Here is an 18,308-nt window from a genome sequence, read left to right as displayed (position 1 = left end):
ATGTCAGCCACCAGCCGCCTTACCCCTGTTCCTTCCGCCGGGCCGAGCATCAAACTCACACCGCGCCCTCTGGAAGCAGACCTCAAACACCACGATGCGGACGAACCGCCGCGCGAAGAAGGTGCGCGCCTGCAATTTGCCAGCGGCAAGGGCCGCGGGCAGTACCAGACCTTCATGTTCTGGCTGTTGCGCGCGATTGCCGCCTGCAACGTGCTGGCACTGCTGGCCGTATGCGCTTTTTTGCTGCAAAACGGCTTGCCTGCCTTAAGCTGGTCGTTCCTGACCGAGGCCCCCCGACAGATGATGACCCAGGGCGGCATATTCCCTTGCATCGTCGGCACGGCAATTCTGTCGCTGGGTTCCCTCTTGCTGGCGTTTCCTCTGGGCGTGGCCTCCGCCGTGTACCTCAATGAATACGCCAAGCGCAACGCCTTTGCCCGCTTTGTGCGTCTGGGGGTCAACAACCTTGCGGGTGTGCCTTCTGTGGTTTTTGGCCTGTTCGGGCTTTCATTTTTTGTTACCTTCTGCGGATTTGGCGTAAGTATTCTTTCTGGCGTGCTTACCCTTGCGGTTCTGACACTGCCAGTCATTATCGGCACAGCCGAGGAAGCCCTGCGCAATGTGCCGGACACATACCGCGAGGCCTCGCTGGCTTTGGGCGCAACCAAATCGCAGACCATTGCCCGCGTTATTTTGCCATGCGCGCTGCCCGGCATGCTCACTGGGGCCATTCTTGGAGTGGCGCGAGCCGCGGGCGAAACCGCCGCCATCATGTTTACAGCTTCGGTATTCTATATGCCCAAGGGGCCGGATTCCATATTCAGCCCGGTCATGGCGCTTCCCTACCATATGTATGTTCTTGCCACGGCAGGTACGGAAATCGACAAGACACGCCCCCTGCAATACGGCACCGGCCTCGTGCTGCTCTTGCTGGTACTGGGCATGAACCTGCTTGCCATCATTCTGCGAGACAGGTTGCAGAAACGCTACTAATTCTCACACCCTCCCTCCTCCAAACTCCAATACCCTCTCCTTCCCTCCTCTCTGTCAGAGCCCGCGCAAGCGGGCTCTGGTCGTATTGGCCTTGCCCTGATGGCTAAAAGCAAGGGGCAGCTGCTGCATGGCTGCACCATCGGGCTGGATTCGTTCTGTCCGGTGTAGAGACAAGTAGAGGTTGTCAGCCTTACTAAAAGGCACGTAGGTTTGCACTTCTGCCTGCTGCGTGCCATTGCCCGAACTGCTGCCGGCAGCTTTACGCGGGGGGCAGACAGCCAGAGCCATCGCTCAAGGGACAGCCTCGACACAGACGCAAAAAGGGAGGCCCGAAGGCCTCCCTTTAAATGCGTATCAAGCCGTCCGCAGACGGTTGCGCTTGGATTAGAAGCTGTACGCGAAGACCACTTTGGCCTGGTACATGTCCTGCTTGCTGAACGAGCTGGGGGTCTGAGCCTTCTTCCAGGTGCTGTTGTCCATGCAGTTGACCATGTAGTCCAGTTCCAGGTTCATTTCCAGGTTCTGGTAGATCTTGTAGGAGTTCACGAGGTTGAATTCCACAAGTCCGTCGCGGGTGGTCAGGTAAGGCACAGTGTTGTTGCCAAGACCATCGGACCAGGAGTAGGCGGTATTCATGTACTTGACCATGCTGGTGCTGTTGGTGCCGCCCCAGTAGGCCACGCGGAAGGTGTGCTTCAGGTCTTCCAGGAAGCTCATGTCCTTCAGCTGGGCGCCGATGCCCCAGGTACCGGCGTAGTCAACGCCGTAGTCCTGACGCAGCCAGCCCATGTTGCCGTCGCCCATGTAGGAGGTGAAGTTGCCGGTGGGCACCAGGGAAGGCATGCGCTCGGAACCGTTCTTCACGCTGCTGTCGTCGCCGGAGGCATACCAGCCGAACAGACCGGGGGTGGCCCAATCCATCTTGTATTCAACAAGGGCCTTGGCCAGCCAGCCCTGACGCTGGGAGCTGCCGCGCACCCATTCGTTGCTCTGGCCCTTCTGCACATCATAACGGCCCATGCCTTCAACATAGCCGTAGTTGATGTCCAGTTCCACGTTCAAGGGATCGAACATGGTCAGAGCAACAGGCAGACCGGCCCAGAACATGGAACCGTAAGACTTGCTGGTGCCGCCGAGGCGCACAAAATCGTTACCGGTGATGGACGAACCCATGGGGGCGGGCAGCAGGGTCATGGGCGGGTTGCCGTCATTATTGTTGGCAACCTGATTGTACGTACCCTTGGCGGAGTCGTAGTTGGTCAGGGTGTTCTTGCCCAGCATGCCGTACATGATCCAGGGGGTCAGGTTCACGCCGTCAAAGGTCAGGGGGGCCATCACGCCGAACAGATCCATGTTGTCAAGATAGTTCACATGGTTGGTGCCGTGGTAACGGGCATCATCGCCATCGAAGTTATCATTGAAGGGACGCGCCCAGAAAGCGGTGAGGGCAACATTTTCGTTGAACTTGTAAGAACCGACAACAGCGGCCACGTCGGTATCAAGAATTGCGGAGCCACCGGCAACGGTGTTGGGCAGGGCAAGACCCTGGATACCCATGCGCACCTTGGCATCGGTCTGGGGGATGGCCCAGTCGATGTAGGCGTTCTTCACTTTAACCTGGTTGTTGCCGTCAGCACCGAGGGCGCCGCCGTTATCGCTCTTGCCCCAGTTCTGGGTGCCAATTTCAAAGAACACGGTGCCGGACAGGGCTTCAGAAGCCACGGCGTCCAACTGCAAGCGTACGCGCTGCTGAGCAACAAAGCCGTCGCCCTCATCGCCCTTACGCTTGACACCGTTTACAGAAGTCTTGTTGGTCAGGCTGTTGTTACCAGCGCTGAAGCCCATGAGCCACTGGCCCTTGGCCTTGAAATCAATGGCGCTGGCGCCGGTGGCCGCGCCGAACACCAGGCCGGCGGCCAGGATAAGCGTACAGATGCGTTTCATAAATCCCTTCCTCTCTAGTTTTTCCCACAGGGTTGACACAGGCCTGCTCCAACACAGGCTGAGAAAACATACCTAGAATCATGGATGAAGGCAACCGTTTTCGTCAAAAAATTTTTACCAGACTGTCACAATGGCAGAAATATGACGCTCAAATGACATGCTGGCAATGCCAAATCCTTCATTCCACTAATCCCAAACCACTGGCGTTGCTGTGCAGGGAGCCATCACCTACGTATTCTTCCCCAAAGCTGCCTACGTGGGCTTGCCGCAATTACGCGTTCAAATTTTTTGCAGGGCAAGAAGCCTCCTCATCTTAAAGGAGGCAGGTTCACACGCAAAAACCCGCCCCTGTTCATAGCCAGCATTGCTGCGGCATCATGAACAGGGGCGGGCCACGGGCTCACCCAAAAATCAGAAATTACCTGTAATTCAGCTTACAGAAAATCAGGATCAGCGGCAGCCTTGCCCTCTGCCAGCATAATACGCACATAGTGCAGGCTGTGCTCGTCAACCGGGATAATAGGGAAGGACTGGGAGCAGCCAGGGCAACGCACCATGCGAGGCTCCGTTGGGCTCGCTTGCGGCACGTGCTTGCCGCAGTTGGGGCACTGATAAAAAAACAGAATTTCCATTCCGTCAGGCGCAACAGGCTGGACGGGTCGCTTGCGCTCAGCCACGGCTGGCCTCCCCTTCATTTTGTGACGCGGCCAGATTGCGCCCGGTCATCAGTTCAGAAGGCTGCATCCCCCAAAGACCAAGAATGGTGGTGGCCACATCGGCCAGCCTGCCGTCTGCCAGGGCATGCACCTTTCCATCCGGCTCCAGCAGAATGCAGGGAACGGGATTGGTGGTGTGGGCCGTGTGGGGCTGACCTTCGGACGTGAGCATTTTTTCGCAGTTGCCGTGGTCGGCAATGACAATCATGCGGCCCTTGCGGGCCTCCACAGCGGCGACCATGCGCCCCACGCAGGCGTCAACCACTTCGCAGGCGTTGACCGCAGCCTGAAGAATGCCCGTATGCCCCACCATGTCGCCATTGGCGAGATTGCAGACCACAAGGTCGTACACGCCTGAATTCCAGGCTTCCACAAACTTGTCCGTCACTTCAACGGCGCTCATGGAGGGCTTTTGATCGTAGGTTTTCACCTCGCGGGGGGACGGCACAAGAATGCGATCCTCTCCAGCAAAAGGCTCTTCAAGCCCGCCGTTGAAAAAATAGGTGACGTGCGCGTATTTTTCCGTTTCCGCCAGGCGCAGCTGCTTCAGCCCTTGCCGGGAAACCACCTCGCCAAGCCCCATGCTCACGGCCTCCTTGGGAAAGGCCACGGGGATATTGAAGCTTGATTCATAGGCGGTCATGGAAGCAACCCCGGCCAGAGCCGGAACGCGGCCACGGTCAAAACCGTCAAACCCCGACTGAATAAAAGCCTGGGTAAACTGGCGCATGCGGTCTGCACGGAAGTTGAACAGGAACAGGCCGTCGCCATTGGCCATACCGGCATCATCGCCCGCAGCAAAATACAGGGGCTTGATGAATTCGTCCGTGATGCCAGCCGCGTAAGAGGCTTCAATGGCCGCAACGGGCGCAAGCGTGGTTGCAGGGGTACCGTGAACGATCACTTCCCATGCTTCCTCAAGGCGTTCCCAGTGCTTGTCGCGATCCATGGCAAAAAAACGGCCCACCATGCTGGCGATGCGCGTCTTGGGCTGCCCTTCAATGCTCTTTTGCAGCGCGCGCATAAAATCCACGCCGCTGTGCGGGTCGCGGTCGCGCCCGTCCATGAGGCAGTGGATGCGCACAGGCACCCCTGCCTTATGGGCCATGCCGCACAGGGCTTCCAGATGATGAATGTGGCTGTGTACACCGCCATCAGAAAGCAGCCCCGCCAGATGCAGCTTGCCGCCGCTCTTGCGAATTGATTCAAGCAGCCCGTTGAGTACCGGATTGGCGGCAAAGCTGCCGTCTTCCAGCGCCACATCGATGCGGGTCATGTCCTGATACACCACGCGGCCTGCGCCGATGTTCAGGTGCCCCACCTCGGAATTGCCCATGTAGCCGCGCGGCAGCCCCACATCGCGCCCGGAGGCCGCCAGTTGGGAATGAGGGCAGCGCGCGATGAGCGCATCCATATTGGGTGTAGCTGCAATATAGGGCGCGTTGCCGGGCCCCGGCTCGGCAATCCCCCAGCCATCAAGAATCAGCAAGAGCGTGGGCGTCATGATTATTCCCCGCTTCGGGCTTCGGCCAGAGATGCGGCCTTGCCCCACAGGGCCTCAAGGCCGTAAAGCTCGCGCACCGGCTCCAGAAAGACGTTGACGACAATATCGTTCATGTCCACCAGAATCCACTGACCGGCGGTGTAGCCTTCCATGCGCAGATATTCAAAATTGCGCTGGCGGCAAAGTTCGCCCACGCCATCGGCGAGGCTCTGGGCGTGGCGCACCGAACCGGCGCTGGCAATGACCAGGGCCTCGGCAAAGCCGCCCTGCCCGGCCATATCTACGCTGACCACGCGCGCGGCCTTGTGCTCTTCAAGCCAGGTGACCACGTCCGCCAGCTTTTCTTCCAGGGGGACATCCGAATAACGCTTGGGGGCTGTGCCCCCTGCAGGTGAAGAAGAAGTGTTGTTTTCCATACCCTGCACATAACGTAAAGACGGGGCAAGAGCAATGGCGCAGCAAGCCGCCAACGCGCTGAAACGGGCGTGAAATCGCGCCAATCCGTATTGACCGCGCCAGCGCATTGCGGCATACCCAAACGAAGCTTTTCAGGGATCAGCGTCGCGCTTTTGCGCCGCCAAACGCCAGCCGCAGAAGGAGAGGGCCGTGCTTTTCAACATCAAACAGGAAACTCTGCCACGCGAAGAAATGGAGGCGCTGCAACTGCGCCGCCTGCGTGATTTGTGCAACCGCGTCTACGCAAACGTGCCCTTTTATCGCAAACGCTTTGACGAGGCGGGCATAACCCCTGCCGACATCAAGTCGCTGGCGGATCTTAAGCTGCTGCCCTTTACGGAAAAGCAGGATCTGCGCAACCACTATCCTTATGGTCTTTTTGCGGTTCCCAAGGATCACATCGTACGCCTGCACGCCTCCAGCGGCACCACGGGCAAATCTGTTGTGGTGGGCTATACCCAGCGCGACCTTGAAACATGGGCGGAACTGATGGCCCGCAGTTTGGCCGCCGCAGGCGTGGTGCGCTCGGACGTGGTGCATGTGGCCTATGGTTACGGCCTCTTTACCGGCGGGCTGGGCGCGCACTATGGAGCAGAGCGCCTTGGCGCCACTGTTGTGCCCGCTTCTGGCGGCGCGACCCGGCGTCAGGCCGGTTTGCTGCGCGATTTTGGCGCAACAGTGCTCTGCGCCACGCCGTCCTATGGCCTGCATCTGTGGGAAGCATCCATGGAAGTGGGCGTTAATTTTCGCGATCTGCCCCTGCGCGTGGGCGTTTTTGGTGCCGAGCCGTGGTCTGAAGCCATGCGCCGCGACATTGAAGACAAAATGGACATCAGCGCCATGAACATTTACGGCCTGTCCGAAATCATGGGGCCCGGCGTTGCCATGGAATGCGAAGAAGCCAAGTGCGGCATGCATTTGTGGGAAGACCACATCCTGCCCGAAATCATTGACCCCGTTACGGGCGACCAGCTCCCCCCCGGCGAAGTGGGCGAACTGGTGCTGACCACGCTGACCAAGGAAGGCATCCCCATGTTGCGCTACCGCACGCGCGACCTCACCAGCCTTGATTACACCCCCTGCCGGTGCGGCCGTACCCACGTGCGCATTTCGCGCCTCCAGGGCCGCAGCGACGACATGCTCATCATCCGCGGCGTCAACGTGTTCCCGCAGCAGATTGAGGGCATCCTGATGGAAAGCGAGGGGCTTTCCCCCAACTACCAGATCATCGTGGATCGCTTGCACAACCTCGACACCCTTGAAGTGCGCGTTGAAATGAATGAAAACCTCTTTGCCGATGAAATCCGCAAGCTGCAAATGCTTGAAGGCCGCCTGCAAAAGACCATCAAGGAATACCTGGGCGTCTCCGCCAAGGTACGCCTGATGGAACCCCGCTCCATTGAGCGCTCCGAGGGCAAGGCCAAACGCATTGTGGATAACCGCCCCAAGGATTAGCTTAATGGTCTAGTTGGATATAAAGGCTGTATGCGCGCCGGAATACGGCGCGCGCGGCATGTTTGTGGGGCCATCGGCAATGCGGATGGCCCCTTTTGACAAAGACAGCGCACAGCGATACCCCTGATATTTTTAGTTGTTATTTCAGTTAATTAACAAATTTGTCAAAAAAGCGGCGAAAAAAAGTCCAGCAATGCTTGACACCTCAGCCTAGTCCGCGTAAAACGTTTTCTCGCTGAGCGGGAGTAACTCAGTGGTAGAGTGCAACCTTGCCAAGGTTGAAGTCGCGGGTTCAAATCCCGTCTCCCGCTCCATTTTTTTTGCTGGCGGCATAGCCAAGTGGTAAGGCAGAGGTCTGCAAAACCTCCATCTCCAGTTCAAATCTGGATGCCGCCTCCAACAGCATCCTTTACGCTTCGCCGTTTCGCATACCATGCGGGAGTAACTCAGTGGTAGAGTGCAACCTTGCCAAGGTTGAAGTCGCGGGTTCAAATCCCGTCTCCCGCTCCACTTTTGCGGGAATAACTCAACGGTAGAGTGTCAGCTTCCCAAGCTGAAGGTTGCGGGTTCAAATCCCGTTTCCCGCTCCAAAAAAGCTTACAGATAAAGCCCTTACAGTTTAAAGCTGCAAGGGCTTTTTTGTTGGCCTGGTAGTGGTCAGTTACCGGGCTGCTGATTCCTTGAACTCATCTTTTTGACCCGCTTCTTGGGCCGATGGGGCATCTGACCACCCTGCCCCCAATGATTTATAGAGGGCAATGACGCCGCGCAGTTCTTCCCACTGGCTAAGGGCCAAGGCATCCCGCGCATTATTAACGGTGCGCTGCGCAACGAGCACCGGCATATAGGCGCTCAACCCCCTACCGTAGAGCCCGGACGAGTGTTCCAGAGCTTTCTGGCTGTCGACAACGGCTTCTTTTAGTGAGGCCTGCCGCAGACGTTCACTATTCAATGCCGTCAAGGCATCTTCCACATCCCGCAGGGCAAGCCTCACGTCTCGCGCATACACCAGCCTTGCCGCATCGGCGTTGGCTTGCGCCGCCTTCACGCCTGCGCGTGCCCGCCCGCCATCGTAGATGGACTGGCTGACCTGCCCCCCTACCGACCAGGCCGTGCTGGCGCTGGAAAAAAGGTCATGGATGAGGCTGACGGTGCTGCTGATGCCTAACGGAATGGTAAACCTGGGGAAACGCTCGGCCTCGGCAACGCCGATCTGTGCGGTTGCTGCGGCAAGACGCCGTTCATCAGCCCTTATATCAGGGCGCTGGCGCATAACCTCCGATGGCAATGAAAGCGGCAGGTGAGCGGGCACAGGCAAAGATGAAGACGGTTCGGCCAGCGCTGTGCGCCAATCACCAGGAAAACCGCCAGCCAATACGCCGATGGCATGACTGAACCGGGCAACATCTGCCTCCATCAAAGGCGGCTGCGCCTCGGCTGTTTTACGTTCTGCCCGCGCCTGCATCACGTCGGCCAGGGTGCCCATGCCCCTCAGCTGGGCCTGCTCAGCCAGTCGCTCACTCTCAAGCAGCGTACGGATGTTGTCATGGGCTATGGCCAGGCGTAGCTGCGTTGCACGGAGGCCCGCATAGTTGGACACAAGTTCCGCGACCAGACTCACCTGCAATGCGCGATGATCTTCGGCAACCGCTTCAATGCCCGCATCTGCCGCTTCAACGGCTCTGCGCGTTCCACCAAAGATATCCAGCTCCCAACTCGCGTCAAAGCCAGCAAGCCAAGTTCGCGACTCGCCGCCGACTTGCCCGGTGAGCGCCTCGCTGGTGCGCCGCGCCTCTCCAGCCCCGCCGCCGGAAACCGTCGGCCCAAAGGCCGATGCGGCCTGAACCCGCTCCGCGCGCGCCTGCCGCAACCGCGCCAGCGCGATACCAATATCCTGATTCCGCTCCAGCGCCTGCTCGACCAACCTGTCGAGCAGCGGGTCGTTGAATGACCGCCACCACATGCGCAGTCCATCCTGAGAGCTGCCAGACAAGGCGCTGTTGGCCTCAACCCAGTTTGCAGGCAGGTTCAATGTGGGCTTGGTGTAGTCAGGGCCTACGGACAGGCAGCCTGACAGGCTCAGCAACAACGGGGCGAGCAGAAATGCGCTGCAAATACGCAGTCGCGCATGATTCCGTGCTGTGTACATGCGCACTCCTACAGCCAACGTTGCAAAAGCGTTGCGAGGCGGCCCTGGGGTGGCCTGTCGCCGCCCGGCGCAGTCACCTCGATGCTGCCTGTCATGCCTGCGGCCAAAACAAGATTTTGCGGGAGTTGCCCAAACTCGACGCGAACCGGAATGCGCTGCGCAAGGCGAACCCAGCTGAAGCTTGGCGCAACGCTTGGCAAACCCTGCGCATCAGCCTGCTGGTTGGCATCGGCTATTCCGCGCCCGATACTCACCACCCTGCCAGGAATCACATCATCAAAGCCCATCAGGCGGATCTGCGCAGAGGCACCGGGCTCAATACCGTGCAGTTTGGTTTCTTCAAAATAGCCGATGATCCGGAAGCTGCTCGCGTCCACCAGCGCGATATTCGGCTGACCAGTCACCGCATAGTCTCCCTTGCTCAGCCTCAGGCGCGTTATATATCCATCCACAGGGGCCCGCAGCACGGTATGCTCCATATCAAGCTTTGCCCTGTCTACAGCAACCTGCGCACTGCGCAACTCGGCCTGGGCGATGGCCATTGTCTGGTTCGCACGCTGGATTTCTTCAGCGGGTACTATATCTTCCATACCCCGGCGGCGTCTGGCGTCTTCCATTTTCTGGCGTAACGACACGTCCGCCACAGCCAACTGGGCTTCGGCCTGAGCCAAAGCCAGAGCAAAGTGGGCAGGGCCTATGCGGTAGAGCACCTCCCCCTGTTTCACAAACTGGTCATCCACCACCGAGACATCCAGTACCGTACCTGACACCTCCGGGGCTATGCGGACGATTTGCGCGCTGACACGGCCATCGCGAGTCCAGGGGGCCAAGACATAGGCACGCCAGAGCGCGCTTACCAGAACCCACGCAAGAATGACGACAGTTACTGTAAGCCCTGCCCGAAGTATCTGTTTTGCCGGAAACAAACTGTTAGACATGAAAAACCAACACCTTTTCTGGGAATAAGCGGTTAAACAAAGAGAATCAGCATCGAAACTATGCAGAGGGAAAGAGCAAACCCGAATAAACCGGGATGCCAGACCCACCTCAGCGCGCCGCAGCGTGTAAGCAGGGAGCGAAGCCCCAGGTATGTTGGCAGCGCGGCGCACGCATAGACAAAGAATGGCGGCAGGTAGATGCCAGCCACCGAGAACTCACTCAGCATCGGTACGACCTCCAGAATGTTGTGAAAAGTAATCTGCGCGGTTTTCAAGCAGCGCTGCAATATCAAGCAGCACGACCGTCAATCGTTGCGCTTCGGCTGTGGCGGCGCTCCCGGTCTGTGACAATTGCGACAAGGACCTTGCAGCGCGGCGGGCATGCCGAGCCGCAATTTTGGGTTCTCCGACCCGGTGGTTCATGTAGCGAAAAGCGGTTGCGAGCTGGCGGCGCAATTCAGAATCTTTGGGCGCATGGCGCAGCCAGTTGCGCAGGCGCAAAACCTCTCGTCCCAGATGAATACTGTCCAGCGCATTGGCAATCTCTCGCTCCATCGCCTCCGGTTGCGCTCTAAGCAGCGCACCGAGTTGCGCCGTACGGTGCTGCTGGCTCCATTGCCAGACTTTCGCATCCGTCCGTTTTCCTCTGAAGGTGCCAAGCGCATTATCGCGGATAGCAAGATGCAAACGCTCGGCATCGCGCGACAGATTGCGCGGCAGAAGAACCTTGAACCCCACCAACGTAAAAAGTACTGCCAGAGTCCAGGCCACGGAACTGTTGAGAAATAACGCAAAATCGTAGTTCATGGGGTTGTCTGGCGCGGCCAGCGTAGTGAAAGCCACGAGATATGTGGCCCCTGCCGCCGTATGGCGGGGCATGGAGGTGGCGTAAACGCCCGGCAGCCAGAAGAGCCCCAGCACCAGGAGCAACAGCGGCAACCCTTCAACATGGGGAAGCACGATAAAGGTGCAGAGGTATGCCATTACAACGGCGGCCACAGTGCCCTTGATAAATTCCACGGCACCTAGAGCCGGATTGGGAGCCGTGGACAGTAGCGCGCAGCCCGACGCCAACCCCGCCAACATCATACTTCCGTACGTCCAGCCAGTCGCTAGCCAGAAAGCGCCGCCCAGCAATACCGTCAGCATGGCTCGCAGCCCGTTCTGCATCGCCGCCGTTCTGTCCCGGTAGAACGGCACGGAAACTTGCGCCGCTGTTGGTAGCGGAGCATGTAAAAGTTCAATGCCCTTAAGGGCTTCAATATAGTCATCGAGCTGTTCGAGCAGCCGATCCCCAGCGATCATCAGTGCGGCATGCTCCGATGACTCATCAAGCGATACGGTGGAGAGCGTGTCTGTCAACTGAGCGCGCATATTTGCCAATATCTGAACGGCATGCTCCAGCCCGATGGAGCCTTGTTCCTGCGCCAAAGCCTGACTGACTTGTTGCCACGCCATCTCCCAAGCTGGCTTGAGCTCTTTCAGGGCACCCAGGCTGGCACTGCCCTCCCGCAGGGGAGACATGCCGCCGACCAATGCGGAAAACAAGGAGACCATTGTCTGCCGAACTGTACCCGCACGTTGGGCAAGGTCGGGGGATTCGGCTTTTCCCAGCGCCAGCAGGTCGTCCACTCCATACGCTTCAATAATGAGATTGCGCCTGCCCGCATCCAGGGGGGTGATTCCCGGTGTTTCACCAGTGCGAGTCGCCTGGTGATTTGTCGAAAGAATGTCTGCGGCGGCCGTTGCCAACCGCCGCAGTTGCGACTCCAAACGATTCTGTACGCTCCGGGTGCTGAAAAGTGCGGATACGCACACCAGGCACACCACGCCGATCGACACGGAAGCCCCGCGCCCCATAACCTGGGAAAACGTAAGTTCCGGATGTTCCATGGCTCCATAGGCCGCCATCCCCACGGTATACCCCGCAAGGGTAGCGCCATACGCCCGAAAATGACGCAGAAGCGTCATCCCCACCACGCAAACGCCCATCCACAGGCCAAAACCCAGCAGGAACAGCCAGGGACTCTGACCAAACAGGCTCATCAGGATGAAGGACGCCATCATCCCGACCAGCGTGCCGAGTATCCGCCATGCTCCCTTTCCGATCACAGCGCCCTGAACAGGGTTGATGACAAGAAGAACACTGGACGCCGCAGCATACGGAGCCCGCAGATCCAGCCAATAGGCAACCACGAGCGCCAGCCACGCGGCAAGAATCGAACGCATCACGTAGGTCGCGCGTGGCGTGGTCAGGTCAAGATACGGCAGCCCGCGGAAAAACCATCCCCGGAGCAGGGAAAGATGGGAGGTAAAGAAGCCTGAAGGTGCCGAAGGCACATTCGCATAAGACATGATAGAACCCTTCTGCAATGACGTAGTAAGCGCCACTGTAGATATGCCCTACCGTTCCGAAAAGTGAATTTATTGCATTTTGATGATTGCGTTAAACGCACGGATTGAAGGTTGCTCCCCCTCTCCGTTTTGTTTGTCTGACCGTCTGCGCAGCATCGCCGTTACAGAGGGCGTGGATTGTACGCCGCAGCCACTGATGGGCAGGATCCTTCTCCAGACGAGGGTGCCAGGCCTGTGTCAGCAGCACTGTCTCCAATGGAACCGGCAGCTCGAACAGGCGGATGCGCAGGCCTGCGGCAAGCGCGCTGCTGGCCAGATTTTTGGGCAAGATCAGCAACAGGTCAGAATCCTGCAGCGCGAACAATGCCGTGTACGGGTTCGGCACGACCAGGGCAACATGACGACGCAGCCCATGTTCTTCCAGCGCTGCATCCACGGGCCCAACGGATTTTCCGCGCCGAGAAACGTTGACATGCTCCCAGCGGGTGAGGCGCTCGGGGGTAATTTCGTCGTCAAAAACCGGATGATTTGCTCGGGCAACGCTGACGTAAGTCGTGGTAAACAGCGATTGCACGCAAATCTCCGGCCCCAGCTTGCGTGAACCGCTGATGAACAGGTCGATGCGGCCATTGCGCAGCGCCTCCTCGTCCACGTCATCCTCTTCCGGCGAAAAGCGCAGCATGGCACGGGGCATATCTGTTGCCATGATTCCCAACAGATGGCCCAGATGCATGCTCACAAATTCATCGGTGGCGCGGACATTAAAGCGCCTCTCCAGCGATTTCAGATCGATCTCAGCGTTGGATGAAAAAACCTGCGCAGCCTGCTCGACCGCCATGCGCACCTGCTCGCGCAGAGCGAGCGCTTTAGGTGTCGGGATGAGCTTGCGGCCCACCTGAACAAATACGGGGTCACCCAGCGCGCCCCGAATCCGGCTCAAGGTGCGGCTCATCGCCGGGGAGCTCAGATTCATGCGACGGGCTGCGCCAATGACGCTCCCCTCATCCAGCAACGCATCCAAGGCCAAAAGCAAATTTAAATCCGGACGCGACATGCCCCCTCCAATCCGTTAACTAAAACGCAATCACATATATCACTGAATAATGCGAGGAGCATTTAAAAACAAGCGAACTCCAAATGGTGAAGCATCCAGCTTTCTCGATCACCGCCTTTTGGCTGTTTCTTGCGGGGGATATGCGACTTGCTGCCCCACCAAATGGCAGATTGCCGCCTTATCCAGTTGTGATGCTTTTTGGGTTTTGAGGGTGGCAGGACCTTGAGAACGATATTTTTTTTATTTCTGTTTACCAACACAACTAGCTAAAATACCTTGCAGTATTAGCAGGTAAGATTTCCAACCCGGATATCCCGGTCTCCGAAGGCTCCCAAACTATTGCAAGCCATTTATGAGAGTGCTATTTTTTACCTGCGAAGTTTTTTGTTCGCAACCACCAGAACCAAGGAGGCAAAGTATGGAATATGCCGTTATGCTGGGGACCGTCGGATGCCGCAAAGAGGATTCAATCCTCGGCTCTGTTTGGGGTGGTTGGATGAACTGGTGGCGTCGCATGCTGGCAGCCGCCGACCGCTTTTAAGCATAGCATGTGACACCGCACGCTGTAATCAACCTGTGATTTAAGGCCGGGACAACTCCCGGCCTTTTTTTTGCCAGCGCCAAGCAGCAACATACGCCCGTCCGGAAGCTTCAAGGCGGGTACCCACTGGCGCATCCCACCCGCCACCACGCGTCACTTCTCCCGCAACAGACTCAAAGTCCTTGGGGCTATATCAAACACGCACACGGGTACACACTAACCAGCGCCCGTTGCTGCCGCCCTTATAGCACAATCGCCCATACCTGAGCCACACCCCTGTATATTTTTGCGTGTCTTTTAATTATAAACACGATATTATACATAGGAAACCTACTGTTCAATCTCCATCCAAACATAATCCTTACTTTCTATACGGTTGATAAATATGTTAGTTTGCAATAGCCTGACTTCGCTATCTCACTGAAATAAAAATGACATATAACATCATCAAAATGTATGCACCCAACTCGCACAAAGGAATGCACAGAACAGGAATGGCCTATACCTAACTGCACCGCATAAACACTACTCACAGATATACTTTTACTTAAGCAAACTGACTTACAAACTAATCCACCCAGGCGTTCAGCAAATGTTCTTCAGATTTTCAAAAAATTACGCATTATGGGATATAATTTTTATCATTGCCATTGCTGGCTATACCCTGTTTGGACTGTGGGGAGTGAGCCTGCTTTCGTGCGATGGGCTTAAAATCAGCAGCGACCTTTGCTGCTATGTACAAAATATGGCGGGCGAACTGCGCCGTGAACTGTTTTCACTTGACCCGCTATTAGCAATTCCAACCACTGCGAATTCCATCATCAGTCTTGAATCAACATTGGCGAGCCTTCTTCAGCCCGGTGACGACATTGTGCAGGGGATGCTACGGGCTGGCGCTGTGGGCGTATTTTTCCACTACATTGCCTGTTATTATCTCGGACGCCGCCTGTTTGACACTCCGCTGATTGCCGCCCTGTTTGCCCTGCTGACAGGCGTGACCGTATGGGTCAGCTTTGGCACATACTGGGGCTTTGGCTCGGGCGACATAACGCCGCGTGTTTTTTATGCCGCTCTGTTCCCGGCACTGCTGGCAGCAACACTTTCCGCTCTAGACAAACCGCAACTCCGGCCTCTTATTCTTTTTGTTTCGGGCTGCGGCATGTACCTGCACAGCATCAGTTCCCTGGTGGCGAGCTGCATGCTGTTTACCGTCTTTTTCTTTCACAGGGCCAAAGACGACAGCCTGTTGCGGCACGGGGCATGGCTTCTGTTGAGCCTTGTTGCCTGGTGCCTCCCCACATTGCTCTATCTGACAAGCTCCATCAAATCCGCCACGCCATTTTCGCCGCAGGATATGGCAGTGCTCCAGCAGGTTTTTGACCGCCGCTTTCTTGAAGACGAAGGCGGGCTCTGGAGCAGACTGACAGGGCACCTGCATTACAGAAGCGACAGCTTTTTTCTCATTCTTGGCGGCATTGCCGGATTTTTTGTCGTGCGCCGTTACGGCACTGCACCAATGAAACGCCTGGCATCCATTGTACCCACCCTGCTTTTGGGCCTGTGCCTGGCTTTGCTCTTTTCCGTAGCAGAAACACACATAGCCCAGGCTCTCGGCAGAATGCCCATGGGAGCGGAGCTTCCCCGTGGAGTCCGCTTTGTGATCTTTTTATGCTGGCTCATGATTGTCTGCGGCTTTGCCTGCTTCTGGCAACGCGCGCCCAAGTGGGCGGGCCTTGTTGCCATCGCCGCTGTCATCGTCGTTCTTGTGTGCGATCAGGGTCGATGGGCCTATGGGGTAAGGTTCGCTTTCAGACATGTGCTGGAACTGCCGCAGCCTGCCAAAGTACAGGCTCGCCTGCGCCGGGGAGCAGACTACGCCGAAGCCCTGCAAGCCGTGCAGCGGATTGTCCCGCAAGATGCCCCCATTTTTGCAGACCCCGATGCCATGGCCGTGCGCTATCGCCTGTATCGGCCCTTGGCCTACGCTTTTAAAGACGGATCTTCCTATCTGTACAGCCAGGACGCGCAAGGAGCTGCCCGCTGGCTTGACCTGACCGCCATTCGGGATAAACAGGGATTGACCGCAGCATGGCTTGCCTCTGGCACCCAGTGGATTTTGTGCGGAACCATGTCTGAACGGCAGAACATTGAACCGCAGGGAACCGTTCTCTGGAGCAATGACCGCTGGTTTATCGCCAAACGCGGTATTGCGGCTGAACACGTCACACAATGAGGCTTTGCATGCGTCAAACCACTCTCTCGGTTGTCGCCCCCGTTTACTGCGAGGGTGCTCATCTGCACGAATTTGTGGCTTCACTCGTTGATGTGCTCGCGCCGCTGAGGGCAGAAACCGGCCTCAGCTACGAAATCGTGCTGGTTGACGATGGCTCCACAGACAACACGTGGGACGCCATGCGTGCGCTGACCGGGCAATATGCCAACCTGAGCTGCCTGCGCCTGAGCCGCAATTTCGGCAAGGATGCTGCCCTTTCCGCTGGCCTGGAGGCCGCGCGCGGAGATGCCGTCATCACCATGGACAGCGACATGCAGCACCCCGCCGCGCTTATACCAGAAATGGTGGCCCTGTGGCGCACCGGCGCTGTAGATGTGGTTGATGTACGCAAGCAGGAGCGCCAGATGGAGTCATTTTTAAGCAGAATCTGCGCCGTATCATTTTACCGCATTTTTCAGATGCTGACCTCATATGACCTCAAAGGCTCGGGCGACTTCAAGCTTCTTGACCGCAAGGTGGTTGACGCCTGGAAAAATCTTGGCGAACGCAAGCTGTTTTATCGGGGTCTGACTTCGTGGATGGGCTTTCGGCACAAGGAAATACTGTTTACGCCCTGCGTCCGCTGCGGCGGCACCAGCAAATGGAGTTTGGCCCGCAGAGTCACCCTGGCCGTTGATTCCATGACATCTTTCAGCGGCAAGCCCCTGCTGATCATTGGCATTATTACCCTGCTGTTCTACGTTTTTTCGTTTATTATGGGCTGCGAGACACTTTGGAGCTATGCCACAGGGCAAGCGCAATCGGGCTTTACCACGGTCATTCTGCTGATGCTGCTGACCGGCAGCGCCATTCTCACAGGCCTGTGCATTCTCTCGGCCTACCTGCACCACGCCTTTGTCGAGCTTAAGGGCAGACCCCGCTATCTTCTGGCCGAAACGCTGGAAGGCGACAAGACGGACGCCTGATTCATGCGTCAGCAAAGCGATGCCGAAAAACTGCCTTCCATGCGCTTTATCGTCCATGCGGACGACTGCGGCCTGACCCGGCAGATTAGCCAGGATATCTTTGCCTGCCTCTCCCATGGGCCGCTGAGCTCGGTTTCCGTCATTCTGGGCGGCTCACACGCGGCACAAAGCCTGCAACACCTGGCTGCCATGCCCAATGTGCGCGTATGCCTGCACCTGAATATTCTTGAAGGGCGTTGCACTGCACCCGTTTCACAAGTGCGCCCGCTGGTTGATGCAGATGGCATCTTTCGGTACGGGCTTGGGCAGATGCTCTATAACCTTGCCACGGTCACTGGCCCCCGCAAAAAGGCCCTGCTTTCAGCCATTCGTAATGAATTTGAAGCGCAGATAGATGCCTTTGCCAGCGGTTTTTTACCGTTGCGGCAAAGGGGAGGACTGCATCTGGACGGGCATCTGCACGTGCACGCCATCCCCGCCCTGCGCGAAGTCATGCGAGACCTCATGCGGGAGCACCTGCCTGCCTATGTGCGTCTGCCCAAGGAACCCGCTCACCTGCCCCCGCTGCCATTGGCGCAGATGCTTGTGGGATGCGCGCGGCGCACCCTGCTCGCGCACTGGTCGAACGGGTTTGCGGCCCTGCTGGATCAGGCGGGCATTGCCCGCAACAGCTTTTTGTGCGGGCTTGTAAGCGGCGGCAACCTTACTGCTGCGCGGGCCGACGCTTCCCTTGCGGCCATACAGCGCCAAAAGGAGCGCGCCCCGCTGGTTGAAATCATGAGTCACCCCGGCGGCGGGCATGACGCCAGCGAGGCCCGCATGCGGCACAACGGTTTTTATCAAAGCAGCGCACGGTTGGCAGAAAAGACCATGCTGCTCGACGGCAGCCTGAACGCCGTGCTGGCGCGCTACGGTTCCTTGCAGACCTTTGCGGAGACACAGCCATAGCGCCCCATCCAACAAACCCGGCAGGTGCCGGATTGCTCCGGCATTTCACTCAAAAAA

General features: G+C 57.7%; 15 protein-coding genes and 4 tRNA genes. 10 read left to right on the top strand and 9 right to left on the bottom strand.

Annotation, left to right across the window (positions count from 1 at the left end; translation table 11 throughout):
- The first annotated feature begins 174 nt into the window (after nucleotides 1-174).
- On the top strand, nucleotides 175-993 hold the full coding sequence (pstA, locus tag G449_RS0111450) for a phosphate ABC transporter permease PstA (RefSeq protein WP_034605657.1): 819 nt from the start codon (nucleotides 175-177) through the stop codon (nucleotides 991-993).
- 384 nt (nucleotides 994-1,377) lie between these two features.
- Here pstA and G449_RS0111440 read toward each other — a convergent pair whose 3' ends face one another.
- The 4 genes from G449_RS0111440 to rsfS form a co-directional block, all read right to left on the bottom strand.
- A complete protein-coding gene (locus G449_RS0111440; protein WP_022659450.1) occupies nucleotides 1,378-2,937 on the bottom strand; it encodes an outer membrane homotrimeric porin in 1,560 nt (519 codons plus the stop codon).
- A 434-nt stretch (nucleotides 2,938-3,371) separates the two neighbouring features.
- Complete coding sequence (locus G449_RS0111435) at nucleotides 3,372-3,614, bottom strand: hypothetical protein (protein ID WP_022659449.1); 243 nt, start codon at nucleotides 3,612-3,614, stop codon at nucleotides 3,372-3,374.
- Complete coding sequence (gene gpmI, locus G449_RS0111430; RefSeq protein ID WP_051135449.1) at nucleotides 3,607-5,163, bottom strand: 2,3-bisphosphoglycerate-independent phosphoglycerate mutase; 1,557 nt, start codon at nucleotides 5,161-5,163, stop codon at nucleotides 3,607-3,609. The genes G449_RS0111435 and gpmI overlap by 8 nt, the downstream gene beginning before the upstream one ends.
- Complete coding sequence (gene rsfS, locus G449_RS16940; protein ID WP_022659447.1) at nucleotides 5,160-5,573, bottom strand: ribosome silencing factor; 414 nt, start codon at nucleotides 5,571-5,573, stop codon at nucleotides 5,160-5,162. The genes gpmI and rsfS overlap by 4 nt, the downstream gene beginning before the upstream one ends.
- A gap of 190 nt (nucleotides 5,574-5,763) precedes the next feature.
- Between rsfS and G449_RS0111420 the strand changes: the two genes are divergently transcribed.
- The 5 genes from G449_RS0111420 to G449_RS0111400 all read left to right on the top strand — a co-directional run bounded on the left by G449_RS0111420 (nucleotide 5,764) and on the right by G449_RS0111400 (nucleotide 7,658).
- Nucleotides 5,764-7,068: a phenylacetate--CoA ligase family protein gene (locus G449_RS0111420; protein ID WP_022659446.1), complete on the top strand. Its 1,305-nt coding sequence runs from the start codon at nucleotides 5,764-5,766 to the stop codon at nucleotides 7,066-7,068.
- A 239-nt stretch (nucleotides 7,069-7,307) separates the two neighbouring features.
- Nucleotides 7,308-7,382 (top strand) — tRNA-Gly (locus G449_RS0111415).
- 11 nt (nucleotides 7,383-7,393) lie between these two features.
- Nucleotides 7,394-7,467: transfer RNA gene (locus G449_RS0111410), tRNA-Cys, on the top strand.
- Nucleotides 7,468-7,503: 36 nt separating this feature from the next.
- Nucleotides 7,504-7,578: transfer RNA gene (locus tag G449_RS0111405), tRNA-Gly, on the top strand.
- Between the two features lie 5 nt (nucleotides 7,579-7,583).
- Nucleotides 7,584-7,658 (top strand) — tRNA-Gly (locus G449_RS0111400).
- 71 nt (nucleotides 7,659-7,729) lie between these two features.
- Here G449_RS0111400 and G449_RS16935 read toward each other — a convergent pair.
- The 5 genes from G449_RS16935 to G449_RS16930 all read right to left on the bottom strand — a co-directional run bounded on the left by G449_RS16935 (nucleotide 7,730) and on the right by G449_RS16930 (nucleotide 13,564).
- Nucleotides 7,730-9,217 carry an efflux transporter outer membrane subunit gene (locus tag G449_RS16935; protein ID WP_022659445.1) on the bottom strand — a complete coding sequence of 496 codons (1,488 nt, stop codon included), beginning with the start codon at nucleotides 9,215-9,217 and terminating at the stop codon, nucleotides 7,730-7,732.
- 8 nt (nucleotides 9,218-9,225) lie between these two features.
- Nucleotides 9,226-10,155, bottom strand: coding sequence for an HlyD family secretion protein (locus tag G449_RS0111390; RefSeq protein WP_022659444.1), 930 nt, complete (start codon nucleotides 10,153-10,155; stop codon nucleotides 9,226-9,228).
- Nucleotides 10,156-10,187: 32 nt separating this feature from the next.
- Nucleotides 10,188-10,382 (bottom strand): DUF1656 domain-containing protein, encoded by a 195-nt coding sequence (locus G449_RS18785; protein ID WP_022659443.1) that lies wholly within the window; start codon nucleotides 10,380-10,382, stop codon nucleotides 10,188-10,190.
- Nucleotides 10,372-12,510 carry an FUSC family protein gene (locus tag G449_RS0111380; RefSeq protein WP_022659442.1) on the bottom strand — a complete coding sequence of 713 codons (2,139 nt, stop codon included), beginning with the start codon at nucleotides 12,508-12,510 and terminating at the stop codon, nucleotides 10,372-10,374. Before G449_RS0111380 ends, G449_RS18785 begins: the two co-directional genes overlap by 11 nt.
- Nucleotides 12,511-12,601: 91 nt before the next feature.
- Nucleotides 12,602-13,564, bottom strand: a complete 963-nt coding sequence (locus tag G449_RS16930; protein ID WP_022659441.1) for a LysR family transcriptional regulator — start codon at nucleotides 13,562-13,564, stop codon at nucleotides 12,602-12,604.
- 418 nt (nucleotides 13,565-13,982) lie between these two features.
- Here G449_RS16930 and G449_RS18700 point away from each other — a divergent pair, with 418 nt between their 5' ends.
- The 4 genes from G449_RS18700 (at nucleotide 13,983) to G449_RS0111355 (ending at nucleotide 18,251) form a co-directional block, all read left to right on the top strand.
- Nucleotides 13,983-14,105 carry a hypothetical protein gene (locus G449_RS18700; RefSeq protein WP_022659440.1) on the top strand — a complete coding sequence of 41 codons (123 nt, stop codon included), beginning with the start codon at nucleotides 13,983-13,985 and terminating at the stop codon, nucleotides 14,103-14,105.
- A gap of 592 nt (nucleotides 14,106-14,697) precedes the next feature.
- Complete coding sequence (locus G449_RS0111365; protein WP_022659439.1) at nucleotides 14,698-16,338, top strand: hypothetical protein; 1,641 nt, start codon at nucleotides 14,698-14,700, stop codon at nucleotides 16,336-16,338.
- 8 nt (nucleotides 16,339-16,346) lie between these two features.
- A complete protein-coding gene (locus tag G449_RS0111360) occupies nucleotides 16,347-17,303 on the top strand; it encodes a glycosyltransferase family 2 protein (RefSeq protein WP_022659438.1) in 957 nt (318 codons plus the stop codon).
- Nucleotides 17,304-17,306: 3 nt separating this feature from the next.
- Complete coding sequence (locus G449_RS0111355; RefSeq protein ID WP_022659437.1) at nucleotides 17,307-18,251, top strand: carbohydrate deacetylase; 945 nt, start codon at nucleotides 17,307-17,309, stop codon at nucleotides 18,249-18,251.
- Nucleotides 18,252-18,308 lie beyond the last annotated feature (57 nt).

It is taken from the genome of Desulfovibrio desulfuricans DSM 642 (genome assembly GCF_000420465.1).
GTDB classification, from domain to species: Bacteria; Desulfobacterota; Desulfovibrionia; order Desulfovibrionales; family Desulfovibrionaceae; genus Desulfovibrio; species Desulfovibrio desulfuricans.
This window is presented reverse-complemented; position numbering and strand designations above follow the sequence as displayed.